The following is an 18,720-nucleotide window of genomic DNA, read 5'->3' as shown; positions in this document are numbered from 1 at the left end:
GAACAATGAACTTACTTCCGGGAACTGAGCAGTACTTTGCTCCAACTAAAAACAAAAAGGTATCCGCCCTAGTTCTACCTAAAAACCCTAGCTTTACCAGTGGAGACACTACGCTGATCAATACGCAGCAAGGGCTATGTGACTTTATCGACTTAGCATTACAACTGCCTATTTGCCATGTTGGTATTGAGTGCAAACATATCTACGGCACAACTCACGTAACCTTGCCCAACGGTTATGACAAATATGATATCTCTGCAATTCAGCCAACTGAGCTGTGCCTGACTCTCTGCTCTTGGGACATAACATCGATAAAGCAGCATACATTTATCGTTAACTTGGCAGCAGATATTGAAACTAGCCAACTACAAGCTTTGTTTGATTTACCAGTAGCCTTTGTCGCTTACGATGCTAACAAGCTGCTGCATTGCCTCTGGGCTTTAGATCTTATTGAACCACACCGTATCTGGGACATACTGATTACAGAAAAGGCTCGTTACCTTGGACTTCATCAGTTCGATAAACGCCAAAGTTTTGATCACTTTTCTGATAAGAAAGAGGCGAAAGCTAGCTTTGTTATGGAGCGCGAACATTTTTATAGCTTAAAAGCGACACTTGCCCGTTATTACTCAGAGCATCCATCATCTGAGCAAGCCGATATCGTCTGTAAGGAAGTTTCTAAGTTATACATGCTGCAAGTCCACGCTGCCATAATGCAGGGTATTCATAGCCACCTGTTAGAAGTAGAAATGCCTTGGATTGTTACCAATGCGGCAATGGAACGAAATGGTGTCCTTGTGTCTCGCAAGCAATGCGTAAAGATTCTAACGGGAACGAAAGCTAAGCTTGCTCAATGGCAAGCAGAACTTGAAACCTATGGCCTAATGAACCCAAACAGCCATGATGAAAAGACCGTATTCTTCAACTCGCTTGGTTTACTACACCACTTTAAAGATGGTACTGACTATAGTTTCCAACGTGAAATGCTAAGTGCTAACTATGACTTGCACCCCACAATCAAATTACTAGCCAAATACTCAAATATGGCATCTATATCTAAGGATGTAATCTTCCAACCGGGGATAGTTGGTGCTGATGGTCGTATTCATCCAAAACACAAGCACCTAGATACGGTAACGGGGCGTCAAGCAACAATGGCACCCAATATTTTAGGTTTACCTGCTACTCTGCGACCAATAGTGATTGCGCCGAAAGGCTACGGTATTGGTGAGGTTGATTTAGCTCAGATTGAAGTAGCGATCACGGCTGCTGTCTATAACGATACAAATTTGATTACAAAGTACAATGCTGGCGACCTGTACTCAGCATTAGCCCAAGAGTTTTACTACAGCGAATTACCAGAAGAACATAAGCATTGCTCTCTAGACATTTTCAAGACACATCAGGGTGATAAGCGCCATGTCATGAAGCAATGCACTCTCGGTCTTATTTACGGCATTACGGCTTTTGGATTGGCGAAAAAACTCAAAGTACCAGAGTTCAAGGCAGAGCAATTAATGGACAAGTTTTTAACCATGTTCCCGACTTTAAAAAAAGCTATGCATACAGCACCACAGTACGGAACTATTCGTGGTTATGTAAGTACTGCAACGGGCTTGCAGCGCCTACGCTCTGAAAATGCAGAACGCAGTCGGAAAGAGAAAAATTGGATGGTTAATATGCCAATTCAAGGAACCGCTGCGGCTCTGTTTAAAATGGCTGGTAATCGTCTATACCAACTATATAAACGCTATGATGCTAAGCTTATTGTTGCCTTACATGACGCCTTTATATTCGAGGCTCCACTAGACAAGCTAGATGACGTGGCGGCACTAACCTCTCAAGTCATGATTCAGGCAATCCAAGAAAAATATCCACTGCTCAATATCCGCACGGATATCAACATCACATCGCCAAATAGTTGGAACAAAGATGGTAACGCTAACTGCATCGACGAGTGGCTAAACAGGTGACAAACTGGACACCAAACCTATATATAATTTCTATTTAGGCTACGTGTCCACCTAGCCGAAATTTGAGGGCACGATACACATAACGTGTATCGCACTTTCCTAGTTAGAGCCGACCTTACGGAACCAACGAGCTATGTATTTTGAGAACTGTTTACGGCCAAATGAGTTATGCCCATTCTTTTGGGCTAGATCGTTCCTAAAGCATGAGCGTACATAGTTTCGTAGGTATGCTGATTCAGCCAGTGGCTCGTATGATCTTTCATATTGGCAGATGCTATCATCTAGTACATCTAGGTATGATTGCATGTTACCCGTTTTTAATTCCTCTGTATTTTGTTCGATGATTTGTTTAAAGTTTTTCATTTTAATACTCCATTGATTTAACAAGTTAGATTTACCTGCCTGATATTCAGGGTTATTAATTTGTTTGAAAACACTGAACAAAACTCTATTTAGCTAAAGGCTTTTCCATTACTTAAGTTCATGGGCGATGCATTCAAGTGCTTTATCGTTCCCTAAAAAAGTAGGGATATAACATCCCTACTTTTAACGACTCAATCCGCCTTACCGAATACACTTCCCAGCAAGCCGCCTATAATAATTCCTACGGGTGTACCTAATGGATGCGGCACCTTAGACCCTATCATCCCACCAATAACCATACCTTTTTTACAACCAGACTCACTCAGCTCTACTTCATAACGAGTTGGTGTATCTGTATCAGGGTAGTAAACCGACATCGCATTTTTCTTCATATTATTATCCTGTTATTTCAGATATGAAAAAAGGCGACACCATTACTGGCATCGCCCTAAGACTTAATCAAATTATCGAGATAGCCTAATCGTCATCATCGTCAGCCATGAAGTCGCCACCTAACCAACCGTCATCGCCCGGTTCCATATCGAAGTCCTGACTGAAACCAGAATCTTCTGTGCCATCATCATAATCGCCTTGGTCTTCCGTCCAACCGCCCATAATCCTCTCCTATAACTTCAAGTAACTATCAACACGTCTTACAGTAGTTCTGAGCCACTTGCTTGCAGCTATTGCAAACCCACTGACCACAACGGCTACACGATGTTCCGCCTTTCACATCTGTCTTCTTACTGCATTGATGACAAGTCCATGATTTAGGTCCATTACCGATACTCTTAAAAAATGACATTTTACTTAAGCTCCTAATTACTATTGGTTCATTTCTGTATTACGCAATGAAGTCTCTTTGTTTTCATCACCATCATCACACTTGGTAGGGTCTAATTGCTTTCCATTTAGAGTCCCACAAGCGTCCGCTTTCCAATGAGCAATAATCCCTGAAATCGGAGTGGCTTGTGGCCCTGTTTTTCCATTCCATTTCGCTTCTAATTGCTCTTTAGCAATAGAAGGACTTCCACCTAATGTTCCGCCACTGCCGCCACCATAAGCCAAAACTGGATGTGACATTGAAGACAGCATAACGCCGACTACCAGTGATTTTATTAATGTACTTTTCATTTCGATTGTCCTTTTTATTACAAAACGAATACCACAAAGCCAAACTCGACAATGAGCCTTTCATGGAGTCCGTTTATTTTGAAGTTGCTCCCCGACACGTTGTGTCGAGAGAGATAAGAAATTTACGATTTGCCTGCAAAGCCTTACGGAGCATGAGGAAGCAAAGGTGATGAAATTGATAACAAATCCAGTAACCCTATTGATTTTTCTAAGTAAAAATCACTTCTCTTTATCCCTCGACACATCCTGACATGTGCTCACCGTAAAGTTGTAGATATGAAAGAGAGTGAGAAATACGACAAATTAGCTAGGAGACTAGGCATGATATTGACCCGATTGAATACGGGTGAAAAACTGCATCTGGAAGAATTAGCTATCGAGTTCAATGTATCTACACGAACACTACAACGGGATTTTAACGAGCGATTAGATTACCTTCCGATAGAAAGACAAGGAGCAACATACTTCTTAAACCCGACCGTATTAGGCAAGCAATCAGGCCGAGAGCTGTCTGTGTTATTACTTAATATGGGACTGGATTCCCTATTCTCAGGTAAGCATTATCTTAGTAATGGAATATTGAACAGTCAGGTGACGCCACCATTTCTATTTAAAAATCCCAACATTGAAAACATCAGTAATAATGCTCAAATCTTTGATAAATTAGTTGAAGCAATACAGAGAAAGCATGTTATTTCCTTTACCTACAATGATAAAACCTACTCCGAGTTCCACCCTTATCGGTTGGTGAATGACAGAGGGTTCTGGTATCTGGCAGGGAGCCACAGAGAGCGATTAGATTCGCTCAGAGTTGCCTATATTTCTCAATTTATTCGACACGAGGATAAATACATTCCTCATCGTAATATCGAAAAGCAACTCACTGAGCATCCCGTAGATAATGAGCTTCCTTGTATTATTGAAGTCATTGTTAATGTTCACCGTAATGCGGTTGACACCATCTTGAATGAGGAGTCTTTACATCCATTTGTGGTGTTAAAAGAACTAGAATCAGGTGATGCACTGCTTAGTTATAAAACCAATAACACATCATCATTAATCCGTTATTTAAAATCGTGGGTTCCTGATGTTGAGGTTCTATCACCTGACTGGTTTCGATATCAATTGATGCAAGAGTTACAATCCTATTTAGATTCAACCAAGTAGACAGTTCGAATAGACTTACTTTCACTCATTCATCAGCACGAAAACAAATCTATGTACTACGCCGTCATTGACATTAACACCTCATTTACGACGTATCAGAACTCTGAAAAAGTCCATTTTTTCACATTAAATAGCTAACATAGAATTAAGTGCGCTCTTGGCGCTGTAATAGAACAAATGACTATGGAGAATTACAGAGTAAATTACATTCACTACTCTTTCTCCATACTCGCCCTAAAGGAAACAAACACCACACTCCCATTGCTTGTTGAAGCAATGGGAGTGACTAATGCCAAAAATCCAGTAACCACCATGAAAACAGGTTAAATTAAAATCTTCTCCTCGATTCAAACACCATTTTCAAACTCCATCGAATGACTCCCCTCTGGTTCCAAAACACAACGGATTGGCAAAACCTTGTAGTTCACAACTCAAATTAAAAAGGCCTCCCATCACACCATGACAAACATGAGATAATAGAAAGCCTTAATTTCACTAGGAAGTGACTGACAGATTTTATGGTGCATACATGGTACTTTCAACTTGGTTTGGTACTGATGGATTAATCCACCGTAACTTTTATTTCATCGAACGCTTCCATGCCTACATAAGCTAAGAAATTCATCTCCCACATCTGATAGAAGTCCATCACGCTCATGTCACTAATAGGCAATGGTTGCATGTTTTGAAATACAACTTCTCCATTGGAAAAATCAAAATCAACATCTTTAGCCAGTTCAGGATATGGATACCCCACATAACTAAAGTCAGTAATGTAGCTAAAGCTCCATTGCCCATTTTCTTGCTCGATACGAATTTCCACTGGATGCCAACCACCACTTTCAGCACTGTAACTAGTGTCTCTAAAATTAAAGGTTAAGGCAGTGGTTGATGGTGTTGGTAGGTCATGTTGATTGGCGATTTGTTCTAGCTTGTCTTGCAAATCCAGACTGACAGGCAGCAGCAAGCCCTCAACACTAAAAGTTAAGTTCATAATAAAGTCTCGTTTAATTTGTTAAGAATACGCCCTTAGTTAGAGCGAGGTATGAAAGCCTAAACAGGCTTGGTTGGTAAGGATTGATGATTTTTCAGAATTATTCAGACTTAGTTTCACCGTCCACTAGAGATAACAACTCCTCTCTACGTTGCTCGTAATCAGGTGCTAGTTGATGAAGAAACACTGATTTCTCCGTTGGGATGATAAGACCAAGCCCACGGCAACAAGCCGCTAAGAACCCGGTATTATTTGCACTACTACCTTTGAATGCAGATTTAAATACAGTGCTCTTAAATGGCTTGTCTTCTTGCTCATTTAGTAAAGTAAATACATCGTCAATAGCAATCCATTCCTTAGAATGAAGTCCTCCTCCCTCATTACCTGAAAGACGAAGATATAAGACTTTTAGTTCATCATGTTCAGAAAGCTCGTAGAACACATGATTTACTGTTTTCGGTGATAGTTTTAATGCTTTACCATCAAGAACGATATTAGTGAAATGGTCTACTGGTACATCTGCTGTAACTTCAGCTTGTTCATTACCTCCTGCGATTTCAGGTTGAATAGAAACTTCTTCATTACTGATTTCAACATCAGATTTAACCGTTGCTTGTTTATTATTTGATTTACGTGCCATGTGACACCTCCTTTAAGATGGAATTGTTCAGGTTTAATTTAGTTTTAAGATTCAGCTTGGTCAGCGAGCTTGACGACAGGGAACGTTGGACTATTCATGGGAGCAACTAAGTAAATACCACCACCGTCACTGGTTATAATGGCAAGTGCTAACAGCCAAGGACGTTCATCATCTAGTAGTAAAACGAACTCCGGATAGTTAGTTGCAAAACGTAATAGGTGCTGCACCTGCTCACTTTCTTCACTCAATGATTTATCTGTATCGCCTTCCTCAATAAGGTACAAACAAGTATTAATTTCCTCCCATACTTCGCTCGTTGATTTCTCATCACCGAATGGCTCAATCAGGTGTTCAAGTAATTTTCTTTTCACACGCTCGGGAATTGGCAGTGACGCTACCTCTTCAAATTTATTTACTTTCTTCATCGTAAATTTCCCTTAAATAATGAAAAAGCCCCTGTTTAGCATTGAGCTAAACAGGGGCTTTTCTAATGTTATTATCTATCTTATCTGTAACTCTAATATCACTCTTTCCAACAAATCTCAGGTTTAGTCGTGACCATATCTGATAATCGAGAGCCTATTTCACGCCTACGCCCTACAGTTAGCTTGGAGTAGCGCCTTGTTGATGATAGGTCTGCATGATTTAACTGCTTTGCTATGTCGTGCAACGGCACACCATTCGAGGCCAATAAACTACCAACGGTATGACGAGCACTGTGTAGAGTTATATTTGCTTTATCTCCGGGGATATCAGGCAGTCCCATTTTTAATTTAATCACCTTCAAAGCATGTCTAGCAGGACTTATCGGTTGACCTTGCCGCTGTCCAGCAAAGATATAAGGATTATTTATCACTTTAGGTAATGACTCCAATATTTGAACCATGTAATCACTCAGATAAATAACGTGTGAACTGCCATTTTTAGTTCTACTTATATAAAGAGTTTGTTCTTCTAAATTGATGTCATTCCACAAGCGAAATCTCAGTTCTTTATCTCTTAATCCTGTAAGAAATAGCAAAGCTAAAAATGCACCTGTATGTTTATCAGGATAATCCAGAGCGTGACCAATGAAGGTTTTAAGTTCACTTTCAGACAGATATCCAGTACGTACATTATCCTCTCGCGTTAAACTAATTTTATCAGCAATAAAGGGCGCATCCATTAGGCGGTACGCTTGCTTATTTATAGTTTTTAGCAAAGCCAAGACTCTATTAATAGTGGCTACTGCATACTTCTTTCCTGCCTTATGAGTGGATTCAAAAAGCTCAAGTTGCACCTTGATAATATGGGAAGGGGTAAGCTCATTAATAGGAACATGATGTATTGATTTTGCTAACCGAAATCGAGCTATATCATGCCTCCAAGTTGATTTTTTCTGCTTTGCTAATGGAACATAGACATCTTCAAAAAACCTCTCTAATGTCATACCAGAATCAGCTACCTTGTTATCTCGCTCAAGCTTAGGGTCAACTCCTTCAAGTATCTTCTGACGATATTCCCTCGCCAGTTTTCGTAACACATTCAATTCAGTTTCAGGGTATTTCCCTAAGCTAATTGATGCTTTCTTTCCTGTTATGGGACTTGTATAACGCAATAAGAACCGTTTATTTCCTGACTTACCGACTAAGCAACGAACACCAATAGGTAATCCACTGTCTTTCATAGCAGACAGGTTAACTTCGTAATCAGTAGATTTTGCGTTAGCAGGATTGGGCTTGAGATTGTTTAGAAATGCGGTAGTGAGTCGTTGTGGGTTTTGCTTACTCATTCAAACCTCCATTAAGTAGATATTCTATTAATTAATATGTACTTGATTGGCTGTTTATTACGGGTTTAGTTTGAATGGTGTTAGTTCAGGTTATGTATAGCGGGGATTAATGCTAAATTTCACAAACTGAGTTTAGCAATGAATACATTGCTGTTATTTGATTTTGCTTTACGCTCATGCTTGTAGGTGTAATGACATCGTAGAATCATCACACGATGTCAATCTGGATAATCTCTGATAGTAGTGACGCATCACTCCTACCATAAACAGAGTTTGAAATTTAGTTTGTAACTTCAGCAATTCTTTTTCTACAAACTTGTTATATTAGAACTCTTGAACTGTCCAGTTTACACAGTCAGTACTTGTTTCAAATAGTAATTCAGAACCATCAGCAAACCTAGTAGTACGATTACAAGATAATCCAATTACACCATCGTTATCAATGATTGATTTATTAATATAAACTTCATTGTTGTTGTCCATGTAATTGATATAGCGTGCAGTGTTTGATGCACCTTCAGTATCGTTAGTATCAAAATCATTACTGTATGAATCTACAAATTCAACTACTTCATTTACGTCAACAAAGGTATTCTTGAAATCTACCCAACCATGAGGAGCTGGATTAGATGCGTTAAATACATATGAATTTGATTTAGCTAGTTGATTAAGACTATTACGATTATATTCATTTTGACTTACTGATTGGTCATCAATTAGATTTGAATCAAAACTTGAACATTCAGTTTTAGGATCAGTTACATTATGAAGAGTATATGAGTTAGTAATTGATTTAATATCACCAATATTTTCACCTTGTTGATTAGTAACACCAATGCTTTCACTTTGAACACAATCATATTCACCAACAATATAGTCACCATTACCATCAGTAGATAATGCCGCAGTAGAGTTAAATGAAATTAATTCATGTTTATAACCCGTTGGATTATATGTAAACTTTTCATTTGCTTCTTGGAATGACTCATAAACTAAATACATTTCTGTACTAAGGTCATCTTCCATACGGTATGTTGTAGCAATCATATCTATATTACCAACAACTTGAATATTGCGATACCATTTGTCTAGGTTACGCGTATTGTCATTAGTGAAGTAGTAGTTTACTGATGCATGCCAAGCTTCAGGATATTGGTGACGAATTTCAATTGATTCAGGGTAAGACTTTTTCAGACCTTTAACAATCTTCATAGCCTTCTCATGAGTTTCAACATCTCCACGAGCAACGAAGTCAGAGTAAATATCTTCTTCAGTTACACCATATTGAATTTCAACAAATGAGATAGAATCATGTAGTGCAATACGAGCAATGTTCTGAGCATTAACATTAGTCTTAATTTCAGCACAGGTCATACCAACAGCTGAATCAGCAGATGTTTTATTAGCTGAAACACTATTCCATAACATAGTTGTTAATGGAGTTGCATGACGTGAAGAACTGTTTGCTAATGGATCATACGTTGGAGGAATGATCATTTCATAAGCTTCAGTAACTACGCCCAAATCTAAGTCCATAGCACCTACTGGTACTTGAACAATAGTTGGAACCCATTGAAGACATTCATAGTCAGCGTTAGACAGTGACATTTTATAGTCGCCATTTTCATCTGATTTATTGAACGGTTCACCACGATCATGTAGACCGTTGTTGTTTAAATCAAGGAACACGTTTGCACCAACAACGTATCCATCAATTACTTTACCTGATACTGGATTGTTACCACCAGTATTATCATTATTACTATCTGAACCACCACAGCCTACTAAAATAATTGCTATCGATGAAGCTAGCAAACTTTTTATACATGCCATTATTATTTCCATTTTAAATAATTATTAATAACAAGATTTATCCTTACATCTAATTAATTAGGTATAAAGATATCGATATAATTATCATATACCAGCCACTACATAATGTGACCAAACCAGCAAAATAAAACAACGAATTCAAATAGTTACAACAAAAACCACCATCACATCATAAGTATTACTTCTAATTAAATTAGAAAGAACTAATACAAGTCCATCTAAATTTGGTTAGATTTCGTCGTTATAATCACTCAGATAAAAAAAACTTATGGCAACGACACACCACTCTAACCAATCTTTGATTTTAAATTTAGTGCACAACGACAAAAAAAAACTATCATAACACCGTAAAGTCACCATGGTCGTACCATGGTTCTTACACCCCACAGCCCTTGGTAATACTGGCTTGCGACTTTGCAGTAACCGGAGTTTGTTGGATTTACTAGGATACTCTTGAGCACAGAATCGACATGCGATGAACCATAGATGGACCATGGACAAGATTTCAGGATTGATAACGAGGGTTTATTGGGAGAGATTTTCGTTGATAATAGGAAAGGTATTTTGAGTTGCAATTTCCATTGTGCCAGATACAACAAAGCCCCGATTTTCATCGAGGCTTTGTCATTTAAATGTGGTACCGGTAGGCGGACTTGAACCGCCACTCCTTTCGGAAAGGGATTTTGAATCCCTCGTGTATACCAATTTCACCATACCGGCTTTATCAGCATTGCTGCTTGATGTGGTTGATTATACTCAGAGATCATAGGCGCGCAAGCTCTTTATTACTCTGTTGTATTGTTTGCTGAAATATTCAACAGTTATTTACAATCAACTTTTCATTTTTAACTCTTCTGTCGTTATACTGCTGCTAGTTTTTTAAATTTATGGAAGAAAAAATGAAGACACAAAAACAAGCAGGATTTATACGACGCATGGGGGCTTGGTTTTACGACAGCCTAATAATAAGTGCGATTATGATGTTAACCGGTGGTGTTATCGTCGCAACGCTTGAAATGCTATATGGCGTAGGTATCATCAGCTATGGTTCATTCCCTGATGTTAGTTCTTATTTAAACCATGATCCGATGTGGAGCAATCTGTACCCAATCACTCTCATTTCTGTTTTTGTTGGTTTCTTTGCTTATTTTTGGTGCCAAGGCCAAACATTGGGTATGCGCGCTTGGAAACTACAAGTTCAACAGTTTGATGGTTCTCCAATCACATTAACTCAAGCGATAATCCGCATGTCTACGTCTGCATTTGGTTTAGGTAATCTTCTTGTGTTTATGTCTCATGACAATGCGGCTTTTCAAGATACTTGGGCAAAAACTCGCGTAATTGTATTAGATAAAGCGGTATAAACGCTCACTTATTCGATATATAAAAAAAGGAGACACTGATTAAGTATCTCCTTTTTTATGTTTATTATATTTATGCTATAGCTTTCTATTTAACAACCCAATAGTTATTAATAAGAATACTAAACTGGGTCCTAAAGCACCAAATATGGGGTGAATGTTATAAACCAATGTCATGGGGCCAAAAACTTCATTAGAAATATAAAAACTAAACCCTGCAATCACACCTGAAAGTATCCTTGCCCCCATTGTAACGCTTCGTAAGGGGCCAAATACAAAGGAAAGCGCTAAGAGCATCATTACGGCAACCGAGATGGGTTGCAGTGCTTTTCGCCAAAATGCCAATTCATACCGAGAAGCATCCAATTCTGAATCTTTTAAATAATTAACGTAATGATACAAACCCGTTAGTGATTGCTCTTCTGGTTTAACACTGACCACAGCTAATTTATCGGGTGTTAGTGTTGTTGTCCAATTGAGGTGATCGAGCTTTTTCTCGCTAATCACGCTCTCATCCTTCATCTGAGTAATAGAGACATCACTTAGCTTCCAGCCCGCTTCTTCTGATTCATATTCAGCTTTTTGAGCAAAAATAATATCATTCAATTTTCTGTCTTTATTAAACTGCCATAACGTTACGCCATAAAGCTTAGCTTGTTCATCAACACGTGATAGGTAAATGAAATCATCGCCATCTTTTGCCCAAACCCCCGTTCTCATGGAGGCGATATTCCCCCCTGAAACCGAAAATGCACGTAAATCTCGGGCCATTTTTTGGGCTTGTGGCGCTCCCCATTGACCTAAAGCCATCACCATTAGCATTAGTGGGATTGCGGTTTTTAATACAGAAACACCAATATCTAACTTCGAGTATCCCGCCGCTTGCATTACAACAAGTTCAGAGCTTGCTGCTAACATTCCAAGGCCAATGAGGGCTCCAAGTAAAGCCGCCATCGGGAAGAACATTTCAATATCACGTGGCATACTTAAGATGACAAAATACAACGCATCTAAAAGATCATATGTCCCTTTACCTACTTTACGTAATTGCTCTACGTATTTAATGATTGAAGACAGACCGACTAACGTAATTAAACACAGCGACGATGTCGCGATAATAGTACGGCCAATATACCAATCTAAAATCTTAAACATGTTTTGGTTTTCTCCGCATTTTATCTTTCAGTTTTCTCACAAACACACTGTCCATAGAATTCAATGCTATACCAATAAAAAGTAGCACGACATTAATGACCCACAACCCAATAGAAGGATGTAAACTCCCCTCTTCTATTGCTGATTTACCTGCACTGAGTGATAAGAAATACGCAAGGTATAATAAAATAGCAGGGGCTAATTTGGCAAATCGCCCTTGCCTTGGATTAACGGCCGATAATGGCACAACCACCATGGTTAATAATGGAATACAAAGAATTAAAGAAATACGCCATTGTAACTCAGCTTTGGCTTCCAATTCAGGGCGCTTCATTAAATCTAATGTTGGTAATGCATCCCAATCTCTGCGTTTTTCTTTAACTTCTTTTTGGCCAATAAGAACTTCATAAGACTCAAAGTTACTTTCTAAATAATCAAGCCTAGTTGGAATGCCCTCATAACGAATCCCATTATCCAATACTAAAACTTGGCGACCATCATTCAGTTGCTTAACCCTTCCTTTTTCTGAAACCAAAACACTTGGTCTTAATGAGTCATTAGGAACCGGCTGAGCTAGGAATATATTAACAAGATGCTTACCACCGTCATCACTAATATCATCAATGAATACAACAGCTTTACCGTCTGGGGACGGTTTGAATTGTCCTTTTTGCAGCAATTCAACACCAGCATCTGACTCAACATTTTCCATCAATTTGGTGCTTTGTTCTTGGCTCCAAGGTGATAACCAAAGTGAGTTAACTGCGGCAATACCACCAGTAATTAATGCAAGATATAAGGCTGCACGAATAAGGATTGAATTCCCCATCCCTGTCGCATTCATTACCGTAATTTCACTTTCTGCATATAGGCGACCGAAGGTCAGCAAGATACCAATAAAAATACTCAGAGGCAGCATCAGCAACCCCATTGCAGGCATGTTATAGCCAACTAATGATAGAATTAATCCCCCCGGAATATCTCCATCCGATGCATCGGCTAAAATCTGTATAAATTTTTGGCTCATAAAGATCAAAAACAGCACAAAAAAGATCGCTAATTGGCTCTTTAATGTTTCCTTGATCAAATATCTAATAATAATCACGTCGAATCTACCTATAGAAAACTTGTATTTTTGCCAGAATCACTATAATTTCCGTGTTAACCATTTATTTTTTAATCTTTGGCTAAATGTTAGCCTGTGAAATCGGAACACCAATAGTATAGTATCTAACAAGATTTTGCTCATTATCTAACATTTAGTTCTATTTGTCTTTAGGATGTAGGAGTACGCATGGAGTTCAGTGTAAAAAGTGGCAGTCCAGAGAAACAGCGCAGCGCATGTATCGTTGTCGGTGTTTTCGAACCACGTCGTTTATCTCCAATCGCAGAACAGCTAGATAAAATCAGTGACGGTTACATTAGTTCACTACTTCGCCGTGGTGACCTTGAAGGTAAACCAGGCCAAATGCTGTTGTTGCATCAAGTACCAAATATTCTTTCTGAGCGTGTTTTATTAGTAGGTTGTGGTAAAGAGCGTGAACTTGGCGAGCGCCAATATAAAGATATTATCAAAAAGACCATCAGCACACTAAATGAAACGGGCTCTATGGAAGCAGTATGTTTCCTTACCGAATTACACGTTAAAGGCCGTGATACTTACTGGAAGGTACGTCAAGCGGTTGAATCAACCAAAGACAGCTTGTATACCTTTAATCAGTTCAAGAGCAATAAACCAGAAACTCGTCGCCCATTACGCAAGTTAGTCTTCAATGTACCTACTCGTCGTGAATTAAGTTTAGGCGAAAAAGCAATTAACCATGGTTTGTCGATTGCCTCTGGCGTGAAAGTATCAAAAGATTTAGGCAACATGCCACCAAATGTTGCAAACCCTGCTTATCTTGCTTCTCAAGCTCGCCGCTTAGCGGATGATTATGAAACCGTTACCACTAAGGTTATCGGTGAAGAAGAGATGAAAAAGCTAGGCATGACGTCTTACTTAGCGGTAGGTCAAGGTTCTCATAATGAATCTATGATGTCGGTAATGGAATACAAAGGTCACCCTAATCCTGATGCAAAACCTATTGTCCTTATTGGTAAAGGTCTGACTTTCGATTCAGGCGGTATCTCTATCAAACCAAGTGATGGTATGGATGAGATGAAGTACGACATGTGTGGTGCGGCTTCTGTATTTGGCGCAATGAAAGCATTAGCTCAATTAAACCTTCCATTAAATGTGGTTGGTGTACTGGCTGGTTGTGAAAACATGCCAAGCAGTAACTCTTACCGTCCTGGTGATATTTTAACCACCATGTCAGGTCAAACTGTTGAAGTATTAAACACAGATGCTGAAGGTCGTTTAGTTCTTTGTGATGCATTAACGTATGTTGACCGTTATGAGCCTGAATGCGTTATTGATGTCGCTACATTAACGGGGGCGTGTGTTGTCGCTCTTGGTCACCACATTAATGGGTTAATTGCGAACCATAATCCGTTAGCTCATGAACTGATTAATGCGTCAGAACAATCAGGGGATCGTGCGTGGCGTTTACCTATGTCTGATGAATACAACGAGCAATTAAATAGCCCGTTTGCAGACATGGCTAACATTGGTGGCAAAGCCGCTGGTACTATTACTGCGGGTTGTTTCCTTGCTCGATTTGCTAAGAAATACCACTGGGCTCATATTGACTGTGCAGGTACTGCTTGGGTCTCTGGAGCAAATAAAGGCTCAACCGGCCGACCAGTCTCATTGCTTGTCCAATTCTTATTGAATCGCTCTGGCCAAGAAAACGTAGAATAAACCAATTTATTTTATGATATAAAGGGCCTATATATGGGCCCTTTTTTAATGACTAATTTATGGTCATATACGTTGTTATTAAAATAAGAGAGATTATGAGCCAAGCATTATTTTATGTTCTTGAACCCACATCACCAACAGCTACTCAAGAAGGGTTGCTAAAGTTTGTGTGTCAGCTTGCTCATTACTACTATTCTGAAAATGCTCGAGTCTATATTTTAAGTAATGATAAAGACCAGGCGTTATTAATTGATGAACTGCTCTGGCAAAACGAAGTATCTGAATTTACACCACATAATTTAATTGGTGAAGGCCCTAAATCTGGCTCTCCGATTGAGATCGGCTGGGGAACATTACGTTCATCCGGCCGTCGCCATGTGCTAATAAATTTAGCTCAAGAGGTCGCAAGTTTTGCGGTTTCCTTTGCTCAAGTGGTAGACTTCGTTCCCTGTGAAGAAAAAAGCAAACAACACGCTCGAGAAAGGTATAAAATATACCGAAATGCAGGCCGAGCCATGCAAACCGAGACACTAAAATAATGTCAATCATCATAGCTAAGTAACTTAATTAAAAGATAATTATCTGCTTGAGCTATTAATTATGATATTTGACATTCCACTTTTTAATAGAGATATTCGTGACGAACACTATGGAAAAGACATATAACCCGCAATCAATAGAACAAGCTCTGTACCAGACTTGGGAAGAAAAAGGCTACTTTAAGCCTCATGGCGATACATCAAAAGAAGCTTATAGCATCATGATCCCGCCACCAAACGTCACTGGTAGCCTACACATGGGTCACGCTTTCCAAGATACGATCATGGATACCCTTATCCGTGCTGAACGTATGAAAGGCAAGAACACCCTTTGGCAAGTAGGTACCGACCACGCAGGTATCGCAACTCAAATGGTTGTTGAGCGTAAGATTGCGGCTGAAGAAGGCAAAACAAAACACGATTACGGTCGTGACGCTTTCATCGACAAAATTTGGGAATGGAAAGCAGAATCAGGCGGCACAATAACAAAGCAACTTCGTCGTCTAGGTGCTTCTGTCGATTGGGATCGTGAACGATTCACAATGGATGATGGTTTATCTGCAGCAACTCAAGAAGTGTTTGTTCGTCTATTCGAAGAAGACCTAATCTACCGCGGTAAACGTTTGGTAAACTGGGACCCTAAATTGCACACAGCAATTTCTGATCTTGAAGTTGAAAACAAAGATAAAAAAGGCTTCATGTGGCACTTCCGCTACCCACTAGCAAATGGTGTTAAAACGGCTGATGGTAAAGACTACATTGTCGTTGCTACTACTCGTCCAGAAACCATGCTTGGTGATACTGGCGTTGCAGTTAACCCTGAAGATCCTCGTTACAAAGATCTGATCGGTCAACATATTGAACTGCCTATCGTTGGTCGTTTAATTCCAATCGTAGGCGATGAGCATGCGGACATGGATAAAGGCACGGGTTGTGTGAAAATCACTCCAGCTCATGACTTTAACGATTACGAAGTAGGTAAACGTCATAGCCTACCAATGATCAACATCCTAACATTCAACGCTGATATTCGTGATACTGCTGAAGTCTTCACAACGAACGGTGAAGAAAGTGATGTATACAGCGCTGAGCTTCCAGCTAAATATCACGGCATGGAACGTTTTGCTGCTCGTAAAGCTATCGTAGCTGAGTTTGATGAACAGGGTCTTCTTGAAGAGATCAAAGATCACGACTTAACCGTTCCTTACGGTGACCGTGGTGGTGTTGTTATCGAACCAATGCTGACTGACCAATGGTACGTACGTACTGCCCCTCTTGCGGCGCCTGCTGTTAAAGCGGTTGAAGATGGTCAAATCAAGTTTGTTCCTAAACAATATGAAAACATGTACTTCTCTTGGATGCGTGATGTTCAAGATTGGTGTATCTCTCGTCAACTTTGGTGGGGTCACAGAATCCCTGCTTGGTATGACAACAGCGGTAAAGTTTACGTTGGTCGTTCTGAAGAAGAAGTTCGTGAGAAAAACAACCTTGCACCTGTTGTTGTACTTCGCCAAGACGACGATGTACTTGATACATGGTTCTCTTCTGCGCTTTGGACATTCGGTACACAAGGCTGGCCTGAAAACACAGACGCACTTAAAACATTCCACCCATCAGAAGTTCTAGTATCAGGTTTTGATATTATCTTCTTCTGGGTTGCTCGTATGATCATGATGACCATGCACTTCGTGAAAGACGAAGAAGGCAATGCACAAGTACCATTCAAAACTGTTTATATGACGGGCCTTATCCGTGATGAAAACGGCGATAAGATGTCTAAGTCAAAAGGTAACGTACTTGACCCTATCGATATGATCGATGGCATCGGCCTTGAAGAGTTAGTTGAAAAACGTTGTGGCAACATGATGCAACCTCAACTTGCTAAGAAGATCGAAAAAGCAACGCGTAAAACGTTTGAAGGCGGTATCGAACCATACGGTACTGATGCCCTACGTTTCACTCTTGCAGCAATGGCATCAACAGGTCGTGATATCAATTGGGATATGAAACGTCTTGAAGGTTACCGTAACTTCTGTAACAAACTATGGAACGCAAGCCGTTACGTATTGATGAACACAGAAGAGCACGATTGTGGCATGACTGAAGGTGCAGAGCTTGAGTTCTCACTAGCAGATCAATGGATCGCATCTCAGTTTGAAGTTGCAGCAAAAGAGTTTAACGCTCACCTAGACAACTACCGTCTAGATATGGCGGCTAACACACTGTATGAATTCATCTGGAACCAATTCTGTGACTGGTACTTAGAGTTAACTAAACCGGTTCTTTGGAAAGGCACTGAAGCACAACAACGTGCTACTCGTTATACATTGATCACGGTTCTTGAAAAGACATTACGTCTTGCTCACCCTATTCTTCCTTACATCACTGAATCAATCTGGCAGAGCGTTAAGCCACTAGTTGATGGTGTTGAAGGTGAAACGATCATGACTCAAGCATTACCTCAGTTTAATGAAGAAAACTTCAATGCTGATGTAGTGGCTGATCTTGAGTGGGTTAAAGCGTTCATTACAAGCATCCGTAACTTACGTGCTGAATACGATATCGCACCAAGCAAAGGCTTAGATGTGATGATTAAAGTGGCTGACGAAAAAGACGCCGCACGTATTCAAGCCAATGAGATTGTTCTGACGTCTCTAGCGAAACTAGACAGCATCAAAGTACTTGCAGACAATGAAGAGACGCCAGCGTGTGCAACGTCTCTTGTTGGTAAGTCTGAGTTGATGATCCCAATGGCGGGTCTTATCGATAAAGATGCAGAGCTTGCTCGTTTAGATAAAGAAGTAGCGAAAATCCAAGGCGAGATTAAACGTATCGAAGGTAAATTAGGTAACGAAGGTTTCGTTGCTAAAGCCCCTGAAGTCGTTATCGCTAAAGAACGCGAAAAGCTAGATGGCTATAACGAAACTCTTGTTAAGCTAGAAGCACAAAAAGAAACAATCGCTGCGCTATAAGTAAGCCTTTTATCT

General features: G+C 39.8%; 19 protein-coding genes and 1 tRNA gene. 7 read left to right on the top strand and 13 right to left on the bottom strand.

Annotation, left to right across the window (positions count from 1 at the left end):
* The first annotated feature begins 5 nt into the window (after positions 1–5).
* Positions 6–1,973 carry a DNA polymerase gene (locus A6E06_RS16170; protein ID WP_065594074.1) on the top strand — a complete coding sequence of 656 codons (1,968 nt, stop codon included), beginning with the start codon at positions 6–8 and terminating at the stop codon, positions 1,971–1,973.
* A 99-nt stretch (positions 1,974–2,072) separates the two neighbouring features.
* On the opposite strand, the gene A6E06_RS16165 is transcribed toward A6E06_RS16170, so the two are convergent.
* From A6E06_RS16165 to A6E06_RS16155, 5 genes are all read right to left on the bottom strand, one after another.
* Positions 2,073–2,336, bottom strand: coding sequence for a hypothetical protein (locus A6E06_RS16165; RefSeq protein WP_065594075.1), 264 nt, complete (start codon positions 2,334–2,336; stop codon positions 2,073–2,075).
* A gap of 191 nt (positions 2,337–2,527) precedes the next feature.
* Entirely contained in the window at positions 2,528–2,713 is a 186-nt protein-coding gene (locus A6E06_RS16160) for a hypothetical protein (protein WP_255312105.1), read from the bottom strand.
* Positions 2,714–2,813: 100 nt separating this feature from the next.
* On the bottom strand, positions 2,814–2,951 hold the full coding sequence (locus A6E06_RS20030) for a hypothetical protein (RefSeq protein ID WP_023585706.1): 138 nt from the start codon (positions 2,949–2,951) through the stop codon (positions 2,814–2,816).
* Between the two features lie 28 nt (positions 2,952–2,979).
* Positions 2,980–3,141, bottom strand: a complete 162-nt coding sequence (locus A6E06_RS20025) for a hypothetical protein (RefSeq protein WP_176713300.1) — start codon at positions 3,139–3,141, stop codon at positions 2,980–2,982.
* Between the two features lie 20 nt (positions 3,142–3,161).
* The gene (locus A6E06_RS16155) at positions 3,162–3,431 is read right to left on the bottom strand and encodes a hypothetical protein (protein ID WP_083190369.1); all 270 of its coding nucleotides are present in this window, start codon (positions 3,429–3,431) and stop codon (positions 3,162–3,164) included.
* 360 nt (positions 3,432–3,791) lie between these two features.
* Between A6E06_RS16155 and A6E06_RS16150 the strand changes: the two genes are divergently transcribed.
* Together A6E06_RS16150 and A6E06_RS20020 are read left to right on the top strand one after the other, a co-directional pair.
* Complete coding sequence (locus A6E06_RS16150) at positions 3,792–4,637, top strand: YafY family protein (protein WP_255312104.1); 846 nt, start codon at positions 3,792–3,794, stop codon at positions 4,635–4,637.
* A 183-nt stretch (positions 4,638–4,820) separates the two neighbouring features.
* Positions 4,821–4,964, top strand: a complete 144-nt coding sequence (locus A6E06_RS20020; RefSeq protein WP_176713299.1) for a hypothetical protein — start codon at positions 4,821–4,823, stop codon at positions 4,962–4,964.
* A gap of 235 nt (positions 4,965–5,199) precedes the next feature.
* Here A6E06_RS20020 and A6E06_RS16145 read toward each other — a convergent pair whose 3' ends face one another.
* From A6E06_RS16145 to A6E06_RS16120, 6 genes are all read right to left on the bottom strand, one after another.
* Positions 5,200–5,631, bottom strand: coding sequence for a DUF2787 domain-containing protein (locus A6E06_RS16145; RefSeq protein ID WP_065594079.1), 432 nt, complete (start codon positions 5,629–5,631; stop codon positions 5,200–5,202).
* 100 nt (positions 5,632–5,731) lie between these two features.
* A complete protein-coding gene (locus A6E06_RS16140) occupies positions 5,732–6,271 on the bottom strand; it encodes a hypothetical protein (protein ID WP_083190360.1) in 540 nt (179 codons plus the stop codon).
* 44 nt (positions 6,272–6,315) lie between these two features.
* Positions 6,316–6,696: a hypothetical protein gene (locus A6E06_RS16135; RefSeq protein WP_065594080.1), complete on the bottom strand. Its 381-nt coding sequence runs from the start codon at positions 6,694–6,696 to the stop codon at positions 6,316–6,318.
* 98 nt (positions 6,697–6,794) lie between these two features.
* Complete coding sequence (locus A6E06_RS16130; RefSeq protein WP_065594081.1) at positions 6,795–8,042, bottom strand: tyrosine-type recombinase/integrase; 1,248 nt, start codon at positions 8,040–8,042, stop codon at positions 6,795–6,797.
* Between the two features lie 324 nt (positions 8,043–8,366).
* The gene (locus tag A6E06_RS16125) at positions 8,367–9,875 is read right to left on the bottom strand and encodes a hypothetical protein (protein ID WP_065594082.1); all 1,509 of its coding nucleotides are present in this window, start codon (positions 9,873–9,875) and stop codon (positions 8,367–8,369) included.
* A gap of 635 nt (positions 9,876–10,510) precedes the next feature.
* Positions 10,511–10,595 (bottom strand) — tRNA-Leu (locus tag A6E06_RS16120).
* 179 nt (positions 10,596–10,774) lie between these two features.
* Between A6E06_RS16120 and A6E06_RS16115 the strand changes: the two genes are divergently transcribed.
* Positions 10,775–11,239 carry an RDD family protein gene (locus A6E06_RS16115; RefSeq protein WP_065594083.1) on the top strand — a complete coding sequence of 155 codons (465 nt, stop codon included), beginning with the start codon at positions 10,775–10,777 and terminating at the stop codon, positions 11,237–11,239.
* A 75-nt stretch (positions 11,240–11,314) separates the two neighbouring features.
* Here A6E06_RS16115 and lptG read toward each other — a convergent pair whose 3' ends face one another.
* On the bottom strand, positions 11,315–12,391 hold the full coding sequence (lptG, locus tag A6E06_RS16110) for an LPS export ABC transporter permease LptG (RefSeq protein WP_065594084.1): 1,077 nt from the start codon (positions 12,389–12,391) through the stop codon (positions 11,315–11,317).
* Positions 12,384–13,496: an LPS export ABC transporter permease LptF gene (gene lptF / locus A6E06_RS16105; RefSeq protein WP_065594085.1), complete on the bottom strand. Its 1,113-nt coding sequence runs from the start codon at positions 13,494–13,496 to the stop codon at positions 12,384–12,386. The genes lptG and lptF overlap by 8 nt, the downstream gene beginning before the upstream one ends.
* A 189-nt stretch (positions 13,497–13,685) precedes the next feature.
* On the opposite strand from lptF, the gene pepA reads away from it, so the two are divergent.
* The 3 genes from pepA (at position 13,686) to A6E06_RS16090 (ending at position 18,705) form a co-directional block, all read left to right on the top strand.
* Positions 13,686–15,194 (top strand): leucyl aminopeptidase, encoded by a 1,509-nt coding sequence (gene pepA / locus A6E06_RS16100; RefSeq protein WP_065594086.1) that lies wholly within the window; start codon positions 13,686–13,688, stop codon positions 15,192–15,194.
* 95 nt (positions 15,195–15,289) lie between these two features.
* The gene (locus A6E06_RS16095) at positions 15,290–15,733 is read left to right on the top strand and encodes a DNA polymerase III subunit chi (protein WP_065594087.1); all 444 of its coding nucleotides are present in this window, start codon (positions 15,290–15,292) and stop codon (positions 15,731–15,733) included.
* 110 nt (positions 15,734–15,843) lie between these two features.
* A complete protein-coding gene (locus A6E06_RS16090; RefSeq protein WP_065594253.1) occupies positions 15,844–18,705 on the top strand; it encodes a valine--tRNA ligase in 2,862 nt (953 codons plus the stop codon).
* The last annotated feature ends 15 nt before the right edge of the window (positions 18,706–18,720 follow it).

The organism is Aliivibrio sp. 1S175 (assembly GCF_001690985.1).
Lineage (GTDB): Bacteria > Pseudomonadota > Gammaproteobacteria > Enterobacterales > Vibrionaceae > Aliivibrio.
This window is presented reverse-complemented; position numbering and strand designations above follow the sequence as displayed.